The sequence below is a fragment of the Janthinobacterium sp. NFX145 genome (assembly GCF_049810325.1).
Classification (GTDB): domain Bacteria; phylum Pseudomonadota; class Gammaproteobacteria; order Burkholderiales; family Burkholderiaceae_D; genus Janthinobacterium; species Janthinobacterium rivuli.
Genome location: NZ_CP187360.1, coordinates 3,699,897 through 3,714,901, shown reverse-complemented (window position 1 = coordinate 3,714,901; position 15,005 = coordinate 3,699,897). Strand labels below are relative to the sequence as shown.

At 64.0% G+C, this 15,005-nt stretch carries 19 protein-coding genes; 1 reads left to right on the top strand and 18 read right to left on the bottom strand.

Annotated elements, in window-relative coordinates; translation table 11 throughout:
* Position 1: 1 nt before the first annotated feature.
* Together flgC and flgB are read right to left on the bottom strand one after the other, a co-directional pair.
* On the bottom strand, positions 2-418 hold the full coding sequence (gene flgC / locus ACPJXG_RS16535) for a flagellar basal body rod protein FlgC (protein WP_034757795.1): 417 nt from the start codon (positions 416-418) through the stop codon (positions 2-4).
* An 8-nt stretch (positions 419-426) separates the two neighbouring features.
* Entirely contained in the window at positions 427-789 is a 363-nt protein-coding gene (gene flgB / locus ACPJXG_RS16530; protein WP_034758109.1) for a flagellar basal body rod protein FlgB, read from the bottom strand.
* A 254-nt stretch (positions 790-1,043) separates the two neighbouring features.
* On the opposite strand from flgB, the gene flgA reads away from it, so the two are divergent.
* On the top strand, positions 1,044-1,691 hold the full coding sequence (gene flgA / locus ACPJXG_RS16525; protein ID WP_425251713.1) for a flagellar basal body P-ring formation chaperone FlgA: 648 nt from the start codon (positions 1,044-1,046) through the stop codon (positions 1,689-1,691).
* A 6-nt stretch (positions 1,692-1,697) separates the two neighbouring features.
* Here the strand turns inward: flgA and ACPJXG_RS16520 are convergent, their stop codons facing one another.
* From ACPJXG_RS16520 to fliF, 16 genes are all read right to left on the bottom strand, one after another.
* Positions 1,698-2,450: a glycoside hydrolase family 73 protein gene (locus ACPJXG_RS16520; protein WP_425251712.1), complete on the bottom strand. Its 753-nt coding sequence runs from the start codon at positions 2,448-2,450 to the stop codon at positions 1,698-1,700.
* On the bottom strand, positions 2,437-2,877 hold the full coding sequence (gene flgN / locus ACPJXG_RS16515) for a flagellar export chaperone FlgN (RefSeq protein ID WP_081922385.1): 441 nt from the start codon (positions 2,875-2,877) through the stop codon (positions 2,437-2,439). The genes ACPJXG_RS16520 and flgN overlap by 14 nt, the downstream gene beginning before the upstream one ends.
* Positions 2,874-3,164, bottom strand: coding sequence for a flagellar biosynthesis anti-sigma factor FlgM (flgM, locus tag ACPJXG_RS16510; protein ID WP_034757812.1), 291 nt, complete (start codon positions 3,162-3,164; stop codon positions 2,874-2,876). The genes flgN and flgM overlap by 4 nt, the downstream gene beginning before the upstream one ends.
* A 16-nt stretch (positions 3,165-3,180) precedes the next feature.
* Entirely contained in the window at positions 3,181-4,242 is a 1,062-nt protein-coding gene (locus ACPJXG_RS16505) for a flagellar motor protein MotB (RefSeq protein ID WP_425251711.1), read from the bottom strand.
* The gene (gene motA, locus ACPJXG_RS16500) at positions 4,169-5,083 is read right to left on the bottom strand and encodes a flagellar motor stator protein MotA (RefSeq protein WP_034757817.1); all 915 of its coding nucleotides are present in this window, start codon (positions 5,081-5,083) and stop codon (positions 4,169-4,171) included. The genes ACPJXG_RS16505 and motA overlap by 74 nt, the downstream gene beginning before the upstream one ends.
* 68 nt (positions 5,084-5,151) lie before the next feature.
* Complete coding sequence (locus ACPJXG_RS16495; protein WP_176388759.1) at positions 5,152-5,895, bottom strand: FliA/WhiG family RNA polymerase sigma factor; 744 nt, start codon at positions 5,893-5,895, stop codon at positions 5,152-5,154.
* A gap of 33 nt (positions 5,896-5,928) precedes the next feature.
* Positions 5,929-6,402: a flagellar basal body-associated FliL family protein gene (locus ACPJXG_RS16490; RefSeq protein ID WP_081922386.1), complete on the bottom strand. Its 474-nt coding sequence runs from the start codon at positions 6,400-6,402 to the stop codon at positions 5,929-5,931.
* Complete coding sequence (locus tag ACPJXG_RS16485; RefSeq protein ID WP_425251710.1) at positions 6,402-7,541, bottom strand: flagellar hook-length control protein FliK; 1,140 nt, start codon at positions 7,539-7,541, stop codon at positions 6,402-6,404. The genes ACPJXG_RS16490 and ACPJXG_RS16485 overlap by 1 nt, the downstream gene beginning before the upstream one ends.
* Entirely contained in the window at positions 7,538-7,816 is a 279-nt protein-coding gene (locus ACPJXG_RS16480; protein ID WP_255206192.1) for a hypothetical protein, read from the bottom strand. Before ACPJXG_RS16480 ends, ACPJXG_RS16485 begins: the two co-directional genes overlap by 4 nt.
* Positions 7,817-7,847: 31 nt before the next feature.
* The gene (fliS, locus tag ACPJXG_RS16475; RefSeq protein WP_035818009.1) at positions 7,848-8,237 is read right to left on the bottom strand and encodes a flagellar export chaperone FliS; all 390 of its coding nucleotides are present in this window, start codon (positions 8,235-8,237) and stop codon (positions 7,848-7,850) included.
* Between the two features lie 50 nt (positions 8,238-8,287).
* Positions 8,288-9,697, bottom strand: a complete 1,410-nt coding sequence (fliD, locus tag ACPJXG_RS16470) for a flagellar filament capping protein FliD (RefSeq protein WP_035818011.1) — start codon at positions 9,695-9,697, stop codon at positions 8,288-8,290.
* Positions 9,698-9,786: 89 nt separating this feature from the next.
* Positions 9,787-10,224, bottom strand: a complete 438-nt coding sequence (locus ACPJXG_RS16465) for a flagellar export protein FliJ (protein WP_046684908.1) — start codon at positions 10,222-10,224, stop codon at positions 9,787-9,789.
* A gap of 8 nt (positions 10,225-10,232) precedes the next feature.
* On the bottom strand, positions 10,233-11,543 hold the full coding sequence (gene fliI / locus ACPJXG_RS16460) for a flagellar protein export ATPase FliI (protein WP_035818012.1): 1,311 nt from the start codon (positions 11,541-11,543) through the stop codon (positions 10,233-10,235).
* Positions 11,540-12,229, bottom strand: a complete 690-nt coding sequence (fliH, locus tag ACPJXG_RS16455; RefSeq protein ID WP_034787861.1) for a flagellar assembly protein FliH — start codon at positions 12,227-12,229, stop codon at positions 11,540-11,542. Before fliH ends, fliI begins: the two co-directional genes overlap by 4 nt.
* Positions 12,226-13,266 (bottom strand): flagellar motor switch protein FliG, encoded by a 1,041-nt coding sequence (locus ACPJXG_RS16450; RefSeq protein ID WP_176388762.1) that lies wholly within the window; start codon positions 13,264-13,266, stop codon positions 12,226-12,228. The genes fliH and ACPJXG_RS16450 overlap by 4 nt, the downstream gene beginning before the upstream one ends.
* Positions 13,244-14,974, bottom strand: a complete 1,731-nt coding sequence (fliF, locus tag ACPJXG_RS16445) for a flagellar basal-body MS-ring/collar protein FliF (protein WP_402721050.1) — start codon at positions 14,972-14,974, stop codon at positions 13,244-13,246. The genes ACPJXG_RS16450 and fliF overlap by 23 nt, the downstream gene beginning before the upstream one ends.
* Positions 14,975-15,005: the final 31 nt, after the last annotated feature.

The following is a 15,005-nucleotide window of genomic DNA, read 5'->3' as shown; positions in this document are numbered from 1 at the left end:
ATTATGCTTCACCTAATTTGAGGAGCGATTGCTGCATCGACTTGATGCGGCCCAGAACTTCGACATTGGTTTCAAAGGCGCGCGACGCCGACATCATGTCGGTCATCTCGGCCACCTGATTGACGTTGGGGTAGAACACCATGCCGTCGGCATTGGCCATCGGGTGGCCTGGCTCATACACTTTGCGCAGCGGCTCGTCGCTTTGCACCACGTCGAGGACCTGTACCCGTCCACCGGCGCCGCTGGCGCCTGGGCCGTCCATCACGGCCGCAAACACGGGTTTGCGCGCGCGGTAGGTTTCGCCTTCGGAACCGGCAACGGAATCGGCATTGGCCAGGTTGCTGGCGATGGTATTGAGGCGCACGGTTTGCGCCGCCATCGCCGAACCGGCGATCTTGGAAATATCCTGGAAGCTCATGCTGATCCTTATTGTCCGGAAATGGCCTTGGACAGACCCTTCAGTTTCATGTTGACGAAAGTCAGGCTGGTCTGGAAGTCGGTGGCATTCTGCGAGAACGCCGCCTGCTCGACGCCGATTTCGACGGTGTTGCCGTCGCGGCTAGGGTGGTAGGGGACGCGGTACAGGGCGCTGGCATCGTCATCGGTCGACAGCAGGCCGGCCTCGTTGTCCTGCAACTGCTGCAGGGCGCTGCCGAAATCCATGTCCATGGCCTGGAAGCCGGGCGTGTTTTCATTGGCGATGTTGGCGGCCAGTACGCGTGTACGGTCGGCACGCAGCGCGAGTGCATCGGCGTGCACGCCCAGCGCATCCTTGAAATTAATCCCCATGGTCATCCTTTGTGTTGAATTCGTTCGTGCTTTTTGCGGTTCGGGCTAGAAAACAGGTAGTGCAGAGGTAAAATCCCAGCCAGGTCATGTTGACGCATGGTAAGGTCATGCCGCTTCAGTATCTTTGATTAAGGTTAGCAATGATTTACTTTGAGAACTATTCCGTGATGTGGAACAAGGCGCAATGTCGTCACCTACTGTTGCCAAGCCTATTTTTACTGACCAGCCTATATAGTAGTGCAGGACGCGCAGAATTGCCAGCCGACAATATATTTTCGCGTGTGGAACAATTGGCGCGGGAGCAATTAACACGGCAAGCAGCCTCGGCGGGGCTGCTGGAACCGCAGTTCCAGGTGACCGTGGTAAAAAGCACGCGCCCCGTGCCGGCGTGCGCGGCGCCCGTCGCGCTGGAAACGGCGGACAGCCGTTCGGCGCAGCGCATGCGCTTTGTGGCGGTGTGTCCTGGAAGCAACGGTTGGCGCTATGAAATGCTGGCGCGCGGCAGCATCACGGCCCAGGTGGCTGTCACCACCGTCCCCGTCACGGCGAATACGCCGTTGCAAGCGGGCGACGTGACCCTGGCGCGGCGCGACGTGACGATGGTGCCCGACAGTATTGCTTCCTTGCCCGGCGCCGTCGGTCTGTCGAGCCGGCGCAGCTTGCGTGCTGGCGAAGTGTTGCGAGAGGGACAACTGGCATCACCCGTGTTGATCAAGCGGGGCAGTGCGGTGAATATCGTGGCGCGCAAGGAGCAGGTGGAAGTGAGCATGGCCGGCGAGGCGATGGATCCGGGCGCGCTGGGCGAGGTGATTCGCGTGCGCAACGCCACCAGCGGCACGGTGATACGTGCCAGGGTGGTCGATGCGGGCGTCGTGGAACCGGCCGATATTCCCGGCCGTTAAGGAGTATCAGTCTGCGGCGGCCGTGCGCTGCAGACGTGTCGCCAGCTGCGTCAGCTTGGCGGCGTAGTTGGGATCGGTGGCGTAGCCGCCGCGTGCCAGACCTTGCGCGAACGCACCCGCATCGGCACCCGTGTTCAGGGCGGCGCGGTAGCGCGGGTTGTCGAGCAATACCTGCGCATAGTCGCGGAAGGCGCTGGCCTGGTCCGGGTAGCTGCGGAAACGCTCGGTTTTCTTCAGGGCCGTGCCGCTGCCCGCCTCGTATTCTGTGGTGACATTGCTGGCCACGTCGCCCTGCCATTTGCCGCCGGCCTTGATGCCGAACAGATTATTCGTGTCCGCACCCGTGCCCTGGCGCAGCGGACGCTGGCCCCAGCCCGATTCCAGCGCCGCGTGGGCGGCGACGATTTCCGGCGCCACGCCCAGGCGCGCGCCCGTTTCTTGCGTCCACGGTTTGATCGAGGCGAGGAATTGCTGCTGCGTTTCGCCGATCTCGCCGCCCTGGCTGATGCTGCCCAGCACATTGACGGGCTGGCTTTGCTCCAGGTAGGCGCGGCCTTGCGGGTTCAGGCTGGTGGCGTTGCCGCCGCCCTGTTCGATGAAGCGGGCCACTTCGCCCTGCACTTGCCGGAACACGCTGCTGAAGCTGCCGATGGAGCCCGTGGCGTCGGTGGCGCGCATATTGCTTTGCACGGCGGATGTGGCTGCCGTCGATGGCGTTGCCGCCGTGGCGCGGGTGGTCAGGAAATCAGCCTGGCGCATAGGTATCTTCCTCGCCATGCAGCACGCGCTGCATGATGCTGTACTGCTCTGTTAATAAATCGCTGTTGCGGGCGTTCAGGCGCTTGCATTCAAGCACCATCTGCTCGAGCGCGGCCCAGTCGCGCTCGGCGGTGGTGCGTGCGCTTTCTTGCAACAACGCAAACAATTGTGGCATATCGCCTTGCGGGCCCAGCAGGGCAGTGACGAGGCTGACCCGCTGGCGGCGGCGCGCATCGAGCGGCTCGACGGCGGCGATGACCTGGTCGGCCAGTGCCGTCAGCTGCGCGCTCTGGTGGTGCAGGGTGGCCTGGAATTGCTCTTCCAATAAGGTGTGCAGGGCGGCATAGCCGGCGCGGTCGTCCGCCATGCCTTGCAATACGCGGCGCATGGCTTCCTGGCGCGTGATGCCCTTGCGTGGCGCGGTCACGATTCGCCGCCGTGGAAACGCTGGATCAGGCCTGCCAGTTTCGACGGATCGAACGGCAATTCGCCCTTGGCCAGCGCATCGCGCAGCATGGCCACACGCTCATGGTCGATTTCGGGCATGGCGCGCAGTGCGGCCATGGCCGGTTGCAGCACGGCCGATTGCAGTTCCGCGCCGGCCGAGGAGCCGCCCATGGCGCCAGCGGCGCCCGCGTTCTCGGCGATCGCCTCGGCTGGCGCGACGGCGCTGCTGCGTACGGCAGCGCCGGTATTGCCGGAGGAGATTTTCATACGTTGTCCCTTGCCCTTAATTTGCATGCTCATCCCGCTCCTTCTTGGCGGGCAGGCCCAGTTTCTCGCGCAGGCGCTGCAAGGTGCCCGCATCCGGTTCACCCACTTGCAACTCTTCGCCCTGCGCCTTTTGTCCGGCCATGCCGAACATGGCGGCGATGCTGTCAGCCTGGCCACGCGTCAATATTAACAGTTCGATGCGGCGGTTGATGCCGGCGCTGGCATTTTTCACGTCCAGCGGCGCGCGGTCGGCCATGCCGACTACTTGCAGCACGCTGTCAGGACTCATGCTGCCGATCAACAATTGCGCGCGCGCCGACATGGCGCGGTTGGCCGACAGGGTCCAGTTCGAAAAGCCTTCATAGCCGGTATTGGCGTATTGCATCGAATCGGTGTGGCCGACGATCAGCATCTGGTTTTCCATTTGGGCAAACACGGGGCCCATCTGGCGCAGCAGCTTGCGGAAACGGTCGGTCGGCACGGCGCTGCCGCGCACGAACATGCCTTGCTTGTCCGTATCGTGCAGCATGACGCGCAAGCCGTACGGCGTGATCACCGACTGCAGGTTGCTCTTCAATCCCGCTTCGTCGCTGAGCTTGTCGAGCGCGCGCGACAGGGACAGCAAGTCTTCCGGCGACTGGTAGCTGACCTTGGTCTGATTCGGCGGGGCGGAGCCAGCCTTGCCATCCTGCATCTGCTTGCCTTCCGTGCGCGTGTCGCCCGTGCCCTTGCGGGGCATGGGGAAGCGCTCGATCAGGCTGCCGCGCGGGCCGCCTTTCTGTTCCGGCATGACGCCCTGGCCTTCGCCCTGGCGGCTGCCTGCCGACGCATCCATCATGATTTCCTTCATCGCCTGCTGCTCGCGCGCGGCCATCAGCCACAGCACGAGGAAGAGCGACAGCAGGGCCAGGCAAAAGTCGGCGAACGCTACTTTCCAGGCGCCGCCATGGCCATCGTCATCATGCTTGCGACCGGCACGCTTGATGATGGCCTGTTCATGTTTCTCATGCGGCTTTAGCACGGCGGCCTCCCCGGCCTTGGCCTTGCTCTTGTTCGGCGCCGCCATCTTCCAGCGCATTGATCCAGCTTTCCAGCTGGGCGAAGCTCGGCTTGATGTTCAGCTGCACCAGACGGCGGCCCGCATCGATGGCCAGCAGGGGCGGCTTGCCCGCCACGTGCGTGACCAGCACGACCTTCACGCATTCCATGGTCGAGCCTTCCTCGCCCACCAATTGCTTCATCATGTTGCACATCGGATCGAGCACGCCGTAGCAAAAGAAGATGCCGATGAAGGTACCGACCATGGCGGCGCCCACTTTTTCCGAAATTTCCGCCGCATCGGCGCCGTCGGCCACGGAATTCATGGCCATCACGATGCCGAGAACGGCGGCCAGGATACCGAAACCAGGCATGGCTTCTGCGATCTTGTGCAAGGATTTCGACGGTTGCAGCAATTCGTCGTGGATGGCTTCCAGTTCCTGCTCCAGCACGCCTTCGAGTTCGTGCGCGTTGATCTTGCCCATCGCCATCAAGCGGAAGTTGTCGACGATGAAGGCCAGCAGCTTTGGCTCTTCCAGCACCAGCGGATAGCGCTGGAACAGGGCGCTTTCGCGCGGCGCCTCGACGTGGGCGTCGAGCGCCTTCAGGCCGCCGGCGGCCGTTTGCAGCAGTTCATACATCAGCAGCAGCAACTGGCGCTGGAATTCCGAGCCTTGCTTCTTGTGCGTGACGATCTTGCGCATCTGGTGCAGCATTTCACCGAGTACATGCTTGGGGTTGCCCAGCACCAGCGCGCCGACGGCGGCGCCGATGATGATGATCAACTCGACCGGTTGCCAGATCGCATGGACGGTGCCGCCCATCAGGGCGAAGCCTCCGAATACACACCCCATCACGATTAAGATACCGATAATTACCATGTCAACTGCCTTTCTGCGTCATTGTGCTGCGTCAATTTGATGGGTGTTGCTGAAACTAGTGCTGAAACTTATGCGTCTTGCAGCATGGCTTTCATCTTGCCCAGCGCCGTCTTGTTGAGCTGGCAGACGCGGGCGTCGCTCAGGTCCAGCACGGCGGCAATTTCTTTGTAGCTCAGTTCGAATTCGTAATACATCTGGATTACGCGCTGCTCGCGTTCGTCCAGCGTGCGCAGCGCCTGTTCCAGGCTGCGCCGCACCATCAATTGCTCTTCCGGGCTCGGGGCGCTGTCCGCTTGTCCCAGGCTTTCCTGCAGCACTTCGTCAAAACTGGCGATCAGCTCGGCGTTTTCCGCCAGCTGGTACTCCTGGAAGGCTTCCGGCGTCAGTTTCAGGGCCGCCATGATTTCCGCGTCCAGCGGCTCGCGCCCCAGGCGCCGGGTCAGGGCGCGCACGCTGTCGCGCAGGCGGTGGCTTTCCTGGCGCACGGCGCGCGGACGCCAGTCCTGGCGGCGCAGTTCATCGAGGATGGCGCCGCGGATGCGCAGGCTGGCATAGCTGCCGAACGACTGGTCCGGCACGCCGTAGCGGCGCAAGGCTTCGAGCAAGCCCATCAGGCCGATCTGTTCCATGTCGTCGCGGTCGATGGCGCCCGACACCTGCGAATTGAGCTGGCGCACGATGCGTTTCACCAGCGGGGAGTACGCCACCAGATGTTGTTGCTCTTCAGCAACGCTGAGCACGGCCGCGCAAGCGCTGGCGGCGGCATATTCGCCGGCGCCATACGCTTCCTGGTATTGCTCTACATAGGCCAAGGGATCTCCCACTAGGTCGTCTGGCGTGTCGGCTTATTCAATGATCAGCTTGCCGACCATGACTTCGGTGAACGGCTTTTCCATCTGCTCGCGTTCATAGCTGACATTGAAGGCCTTGTTGATCTGCTCGGCAAATTGCTCCACCGTCATGGTCTGCGCCTTGTCCATCGGAAAGCTCGACAGGGTGCTGACGGCGATCGAGCGCATCAGCGGCAAGTGGTCCTTGGTCAGCTTTTCCTTTTCCTCGGTGGTGGCGATCACCAGGTCGGCCGACAGGTAATGCGTTTCACCTTCGCCGGGGCCGCGGCGCAGCATCACGATGACCTTGTCCAGCGTGATGAACTTGCGCGCCTTCTTGCCTGTGGCGGGGGGCGGGGCTTTCGCTTCGGCCACCTCGGCATGGCCGGCAACCGGCTTGGCCAGGTACCACATGGCGCCGCCAGCCGCGCCGGCGGCCAGGACGGCCACGGCGACAAAGCCGCCTATCAGTTTCATTTTCATATTCATCAGGCAGTTTCTCGCTCATGCATGGCGTAAGTGGTACCGGCTGTGCTGCCGTCGGACAGGGCGCGGCCCGGCTCGGCATCATCGTTCTGGCGGCCCGGTTGGCGCTGGCCGCGCGCATCGCCTTCGGCAAACGCCTGGGCGGCCGGGCTGCGCGGGGTGGCGCTGATATTCACGGCCACGTCGGTGTACTGGCGCTGCGCCAGGTCGCTGCGCATGTTTTCGCCGATGCCTTGCAGCTGGCGCAACACTTCCGAGTTCGACGCCGTGACGTTCACCTGCAGCGCGCCGGCTGTGTGACGGATGGAAATTTCAATGCGGCCCAGCATCGGCGGGTCGAGGCGGATCGTCGCGTGTTCGCTGTTGCGGCCGAGTTGCGTCTGCAGGCGTTCGCCCAGCGCTTCGCGCAACGGTTCCTGCCATTGCTGGGCAGGGCCGCTGAGCTTGATGGTGTCGCCGGCCGGGGGCGGCGTAGCCGTATTGGCGACCGCGCCCGTCAGGCCCAGGTTGGGCGTGGCTGGCGCAGGCGTCGCGGCGCCACGTTCGCCATCGCGCGCGGCAGGGGCCGCTGCGGCGGTCACCGGAGCGGCTTGCTGCAGCAGCGATTCGAACGGCTGTGCCGGTGCATTGCCTTTGGCGGCGGTCGCCGGGATGGCCGCTGCCAGCGGTTCACGCGTATCGCGGCCTGCCGGCTGCGCCGCTCCCTGTGCGGTGAGGGTGATTGCCGCCGGGTGCAGGCTGATGTTGAGTGCAGGGTTGGCTTGCGCCACATTCGCCTGCGCTTGTGTCTGCGCTTGCGCGGCGGCGCGTGCCTCGGCTGCGGCCGCGTCCGTTGGCGGCAGCAGCGTCACCGGCAAGCCGATGACGGGCGCGGCCATGGCTGGCAGGCTGTTGTCTGCCTGGCTGTCGCTGTCGCTATCCTTGGCGGGGGCGGGCGCGGGCGTGCCCGCATCGGCCGTTTCCACGGCGGTCACGTCGAGCACCTGCGCAAACAGGGGCAGGGCGGAGGGCGCGGCGCCAGTGCTGCCGTAGCCTGGCGTGCCGGGCAAGGCAGCGGCCTGTGCCGACGCTGGCGCCGGTGCGGATGCCGCAGTGGCGGCCGGTGCCGGAGCGGCCGGCGCCTTGTTGAAGTTCATGATCATGCTTGATTCCCGTCCGAGTCGTATTCGCCGAGCGCGGCGTAGGCGACCCAACCTTCCTTATTTGCCTGTAATGCACCCAGGTGTTGACCCAGGCGTTCTTTTTCCTCAGAGCAAATTTTAACCGCTTGCGCGTGAATTTTGCGCAATTGCAACAATTCTGTTTGTTCCAGCGCATTCCATGCGCCCCGTTCAGCCAGCAGCGGGATGTTTTTCGCCAGGCTGGCCGAGAGTTTTCCCATCGCTTCCCAGTCCGGCTGCGCGATCGCCGCGCTCAATTGCCGGCTCAGCTGCTGCAGCGCGGCGCGCCTAGGCATTGTTGGCCTGGACGCCCACCCAGCCGCGCTTGATGGTGGTCATCAAGGTCGTCACCTCGTCGATCAGGGTCGGGTCGAGCTTGATGCCGGCCGTGTACAGGCGCGCCACGCAATAGTCGTACAGGCGCGCCAGGTTGACGACCACTTCGCCGCCATTGTCGAAATCGAGCGAGCTCGACAGACCGTTGATGATCTGCGTGCATTTATCCAGGCTGACGGCCTTTTGTTCGTAGCGTTTGCCCACGATATGCCCGCGCGCGCGCGCCAGTTCTTCCAGCAGGCCGTCCGTCAGCACCAGTACCAGCTCGACCGGTGTGGCGCGGGCGGTCTGGGCATCCAGGTTGACGGCGTGGTAGTTGCCGTAAGCTTCATTGTTTAACATTATTGTATTCTCGCTATGTTAACTGTGGCGGCGCGGCAGGCACGCTCGCCTTAGGATTTATTGTTGCTGAACATGGCATCGAACATATCGGACGTCTTGCTCATTTGTTCCTGCATGACTTGCAGGCGCGTAAATTGATCGAGGAAACGTTTGTATGCCGTGTCATATTGGGCCGTGAGGCGCTCGCCGCTCTTGACCAGGCTTTTCTGCAGCTTCTCCGTGGCGGCCTGGCGCAGGGTGATCTGGCCCTTGGTGATATTGCTCCACTGGCCCAGTACCTTGTCCAGGCTACCGAGCACGCCGGCAGGGGCGGACAGGCTGTTGTTGCCAAAAAGCTTGTCGAGGCCCGTCGGGTTGTCGGCCAGTTTGGCCGTCAGCTTGGCGGTGTTGAGGCTGATTGTGCCGTCGCGCTGGGCCGTAATGCCGTAGGACACCAGCGATACGCCATTGACGTTCAGGCGCAGTGCATCGCCCATGCTGCTGCGCAGGGCATTCAGGCCGGAATCATGGGCGAAGATGCCCGCGCTAATCCCCTTTTCCGGGTTGCCGGGACTGGCCAGGCCATCCATCAGGCTTTTCAGCTTGTTGTAGGCATCGACGAACGCCTGCACGTTGGCGGCGGTGCCGCTGCTGTCCGTGGCCACAGTCAAGGTCACGGGCGCTTCTGCGGCACTCATGGCGCGGGTGAAGGTGATTTTCACATCCTGCACGTTGGTGAAGGTATTCGATGCTTGCGTGATGGCCGTGCCGCCGGGTTTGCCGCCCAGCCAGACGGTGGCGTCGTCAGCCTTGACGACTTCCTTGATGTTGGCCGGAGCGATCAGCGCGCCTTTCAGCGCGATATTGTCGACGCCGCTGGCGTCGAGCGTGGCGGCGTTTGCAATGCCCGTCGCATTCGACGTCAGTACCAGTTGCGCCTGGTTGTTGATGGTCACGATGGACGCGGTGACGCGCGAATTGTTCTTGCTGTTGCCATTGATGGCGGCAGCGATTTCCTGCGGTGTCAGTGTGCCGTTGCCATCCTTGTCGGCGGCGGCCAGGTCGATGTCGAGCGTGTTGTCGCCCACGCCATCGCCAATTTTGACTTTCAGCGTACCCGTGCCATCGGCCGTGTTGACGCTGCTCAGGCCGCCATACGACATCTGGCTGGCCGTGGCCAGTTTTTCAACGAAAAAGGAATAGGTGCCCGGCGTCGCATTGATGCCGGCCGTGGCAGAGCCGTAGCCGGCGGCCGGGAAGGTGGCGGACTGGCTCAGCACCGATTTGCTGCTGGTCATGCTCGACATGGCGCTCTGGAAGGCCGAGATGGCCGACTTCAGATTGCCCAGCGCCGTGCTGGTGTTGCTGGCCAGCGTGTTCTGTGCCTGCAGGGCTGCCTTTTGCGCAGCGACAGCCTTGGTCGCCAGTTTTTCAGACGTTGGGATCGGATCGTATTGCGGTGCGGTAATTACGTTTGCCATGCCAGACTCCTGAATAAAGGGATATACCGGTATAAGGCGACCCCCATTCCCGTTTTGTGAAGTTTTCCTGAAAGAAACTTACACCAACCTCATTTTACCTGCCCGCGGAACCAGAATTGCGTCGCCAGCTCGTCTTGCCGCTTGGCATCAACTCGGTGTTGCTCATTTGCAACATGCTTTTGTTTTTGCGTCAGCACCTGGTCCAGCACTTCGCGCTTGGCCCAGGCCGTATTCAGGGCGCGTTGCGACACGGCCATATTGGCTTCGTGCAGGTGCAAATCGGTACGGTGCTGGTCGGCCATCTGCATCACGGCTTGCTTGAAGTTGCCGCAGTTGACGGACAGGGCCAGGGGCAGGGCGCCGCTGGGGCCGCTATCCGTGTACAGGCCCGTCAGGCGCTCCAGGTTTTTCTGGTAGCGCTCGCGCACGGCCGTCTGCGCCGCCATTTCACCTTGCAGGCGTTCCACTTCGGTGCTGCGCAGGCCGACCAGGGTGGTCAGGTTGCGGATGGTATGCGCGTCGCTCACGTATGCTCCTAGGCCATGATCTGTTCAAGTTGTTCGATGCACGGCCCCATCGGCGCCTCTTCCTTGGTGCCCTGGCACAGGAAGGCTTCGATGGGCGCGTGCAACTGGACGGCGCGGTCGGTGATCGGGTCGGCGCCGGGCACGTAGGCGCCCAGCGGGATCAGGTCGCGCACGCGCGCATGGCGCGCCATCGATGCTTTCAGCGCGCGCGCCGCCTGCATGTGGGGCGGCGTGATCACCTGCGCCATGCAGCGGCTGATCGAGGCGGCGATGTCGATGGCGGGGTAGTGGCCCCGCTCGGCCAGTTCGCGCGTGAGCACGATGTGGCCGTCGAGAATCGCGCGCGCCGTGTCGACCACGGGGTCCTGCTGGTCGTCGCCCTCGGCCAGCACCGTGTAGATGGCGCTCATGCTGCCTTCCGGGTGGGCGCCATTGCCGGCGCTTTCCACCAGTTGCGGCAGGTTCGAAAAGACGGACGGCGGATAGCCGCGCGTGGCCGGCGGCTCGCCCAGGGCCAGCGCCACTTCGCGCAAGGCCATCGCATAGCGCGTCAGCGAATCGACCAGCAGCAGCACGTGCTTGCCCTGGTCGCGGTAATGGGCGGCGATCGAATGGCACAACTCGGTGGCCATGATGCGCATCAAGGGCGATTCATCGGCCGGCGCGATCACCAGCACGGCCTTCTTGAGACCTTCGGCGCCGAGCGACTTTTCCACGAATTCGCGCACTTCGCGGCCCCGCTCGCCGATCAGGCCGACGACGACGACATCGGCCACCGTCTGGCGCGTGATCAGGCCCAGCAGCACGCTCTTGCCCACGCCGGAACCGGCCATCAGGCCCACGCGCTGGCCCTTGCCCAGGGTCAGCATGCTGTTGATGGCGCGCACGCCCACGTCCAGCGGCTCGATCACCGGTTGTTTCTTCAGGGGATTGATTTTTGGCGGCGTGACTTCCAGCGTGTGTTCGCCACCGAGGCGGCCCAGGTCGTCGATCGGCTCGCCCAGGCCATTGACCATGCGGCCCAGCCACGATGGGCCGATCTGCAGGCTGGCCTTGTCGGGCAGGGGCAGTACGCGCGCGCCGGTGGTCAGACCGGTGGCTTTCTTGAACGGCATTAAATAGGACAGTTTTTCGCGAAAGCCGACGACTTGTGCATCGAGCCACTCGCCGCTCACAGTTTCAATTTGACAACGCTGGCCCGTGTGCAGGCGGCAGCCGGCGCTTTCCAGCAGCAGGCCGGACGCGCCGACCAGGCGGCCGGTCGGCGTCGCGACCGGGATATCGCCGATCTCGAAACTGCGCAGCGTGTCGGCGATCATGCAGGCGCGCCCTGGTCCGCGTGTTCGGCGGCCAGCGCCAGGTGGCTGCTGACTTGCTCCATGCAGGCCGACAGGCGCTGATGGCAGCCCGCGTCGACTTCATTGTCGCCCGCCTTGATGCGGCATTCGCCCGCGTCGAGGCGCGCGTCGGCGATCAGGTTCCAGCGCTTGGCGCGCTTCGGATCGAGTTCGCTGATGCGTTTCAATTCTTCCGGATTGAGGAAGACGTCGATTTCTTCGCGCGTGGGCGGCATCGAGGCCAGGGTCTCGTCGACCAGAGCCAGCAATTGCACCGGCTGCAACGCCAGTTCCGCGCGGATCACCTGGCGCGCCACCTTGGCCACCAGGTCGACCACTTCCTTGCGCTGCGCTTCGCGGTAATCGGCGCGCACTTTTTTCAGGTCGCGCAGGATAGCGTCGACGGGGCGCGCCAGGCGGTCCAGCGCCACCAGGGTTTCATTGCGGCCTTCTTCGCGGCCCTGCGCCATGCCGTCGTTGCGTCCGGTGTCGTAGCCGTCCTGCTGGCCTTGCACCAGGCCCACTTCGTAGCCGTCGCGCTGGCCCTGCTCGAAGCCTTCCGAGACGGACGCCTGCCACTGGCCATCCGTGTCCTCGTTGGAGGCACGCTGGCCGGCGGCGATGAATTGCGACAGGGGAGGGAAGCGATACGAGCGGAAGTGTTTCATTCGATCACCGCTTCGGCAAACAGTTGCACTTCGATCTCGCCTGCATCGGCGAGGCCCTTGACGGTGGCCATGATTTCCTGGCGCGTCTGTTCGATGCGCGACAGCGGCACGGGGCCGGAACGGCGCATCATGTCTTCGAAGCTCTGTGCCTGGCGGCGCGGCATGGTTTTCAGCACGGCGTCGCGGATCGACGGTTCCGCGCCCTTCAGTGCAATCGCCCACTGTTCCATCGGCACGTCTTCCAGGATGCGCGTGAGCGTGACATCGCTCTGCGTGGCCAGGATCAGGAAGTCGTACATGCTCAGTTCGATTTCCGAGACCACGTCCGGATCGTGTGCGCGCAGCAGTTCGACCAGCGCGGCGCGGTTGCCCGGCATGCGGTTGAGAATCTCTGCCGCCTGGCGGATGCCTTCCACGCTGGTGCTTTGCGTGTCGAGCGTGCCCAGGCAGCGGCCCACCAGTTCGTCGAGCTCGACCAGCAGGTCGCGGTCGATCTCGTCCAGGCGCGCCAGGTTCAGCAAGACCAGGTCGCGGCCTTCGACGGGCAGGGCGTCGAGGATCTGGCCGGCCAGCGCGGGCGGCAAAAAGGCCAGGAACACGGCTTGCATCTGCACGTGTTCGTTGACGATGTATTCGGCCAGCCATTTTGGCGAGGCCCACTGCAGGCGCGCCATTTTGGGGCGGATGGCGTCGCCGTAAATGTTGTTCAGCACGCTATTTGCGATATCGCTGCCCAGCGCCATGTCCAGCGAGCGCTTCAGGTAGCTGCGCGAGGCGCCATGCACGCCGCTTTGCTGGCGGTAGTCGTCGAAGAAGGTCTGCATCGCCGTTTTCACGGATTCGACCTTGATGCCGCTCATGCGCGACATCACTTGGGTGACTTCCAGCAATTCTTCGCGCGACAGGCAGCGCAGCACGTTGGCGGCCTGTTCTTCGCCGATGCTCAGCAGCACGATGGCCGCCTGTTCCACGGGATTCAGGCTGGCACTTTCGTACTCGGCGCCGTCGGAGGGATTATTGTTGTTGAGTTCGGCCATTTTTCTGCATCCATTGTTTGACGACTTCGGCGACACGCTCGGGTTCTTTTTCAGCCAGCACTTTCAGGTGGTCGACCATCACGTCGACCGCCGAGCCTGGTGGCGGCAAGTCATAGTTTTCCAGCAGCGGCACGACCGGCATGTTGCCGCCGGCGGACTCGCCTTCGAGCGCCAGCGGGCTGCCATTCACGCCCAGGGCTGGCGCGCCGGCAACGGCCGCGCCATTCGCGCCAGCGGCGCTGCTGCCGGCCAGGGCCATGGCGGGATCGATCTGCTTGAGCGCTGGCGGCGCCAGGCGCGTGGTCAGCAGACGCAGCAGCGGACGCAGGATCAGGAAGTAGCCGAGGATGGCGCCCAGCGCGTACAGCAGCCAGCTGCTGAAATCGACGACGGTGTCGCGCTCTTCCCACCACTGCGCCACGGGCGGCTTGGCCGGGAAGGCCAGCGCCGTCAGGCTCAGGCTGTCGCCGCGCTGGGCGTTGATGCCGAGGCCGCTGTTGAGCATTTTTTCGATATTGCCCAGTTCGGCAGGGGTCCAGCCGGTTTTCGGATTCGGTGCGGCGGCGCTGTTGAGGACCACGGCGACGCTGAGTTTTTCCAGACGGCCGCGGCTGCGCTTGATCTGCGTGATGCTGCGGTCGTAGGCGTACTGGCGCGTGGTGGCGTTCTTGCGGGCCGTGCCGTCGTCGGACGGTTTCGGTGCGCCATCGGCGGGCGCGGCGCCGGCGGCGTCGGCCGGTGCCGGCACGGCGGCCGCTGGCGGACGGTTCGACAGGCTGCCGGGAATGCCGGCCACGGTGCGGTTGCGTTCCTGCTCTTCGCGCATCGCTTCGCTCGTCACTTTCGGGGCTTCGCCGTATTTTTCCAGGGTTTCGTCCACGCGGTCGTTGTTCACGGCGGCCGTCACGCTGAGCTTGAAGTTGTCTTCGCCGATGACGGGACCGAGCAAGCCCGTGACGTTGCGGCGGATTTCATCCTGAAAACGTTTCGCGCCTTCATTGCCGGCGGCCGAGGCATCGAAGCCATCCGTCAGGTCGACGTGCGCGGACAGCAGGTTGCCGCCCTGGTCGACCAGGCTCACGCGCGTGGGCGCCAGGCTGGCGACGCTGCCGGCCACCATGTTGATGACGGCGGCGATCTGTTCCGGCGCCAGGGTGCGGCCCGGTTTCAGCGCCACGACGATGGAGGCGGACGATTTGTCGCCGTCGCTGGCGACAAACGATGTCGATTTCGCAATCGACAGATGGACGCGCGCCGAAGCGATCGCGTCCATCGTCATGATGCTTTGCGCTAGCTCGCCTTCCAGGCCGCGGCGGAAGCGCACATCCTGCACGAATTGCGACACGCCCAACGGGTCGTTCTTGTCCATCAGCTCCAGGCCGGCCGGCAGCTGCGCCGTCACGCCTTTCGAGGCGAGCAGCATGCGCACCTTGCCCAGCATGGCGTCGGGCACCAGCACCTGGCCGCTGTCCGGATGCAGGCGGTAGGGGATGTGCTCGGCGTCCAGGGTGGCCATCATGTCCGTCACGGCCACTTTTTCGCGCGCGCCAAACACCGGCTTGTAGTTGGCCTGGTCGCGCCAGGCATACATGGTCACCATGGCGGTGATGCCGATGGCCAGCACGACGATGGGAACCAGGTTTTTCAGCAGGGCGGGCGGGATGGCGGGCTGGGCGCCAAGGCGCCAGCGCGCAAATGCGGACTTCATGGGGGTAATCACTTGGGATAACTTTCGCTGG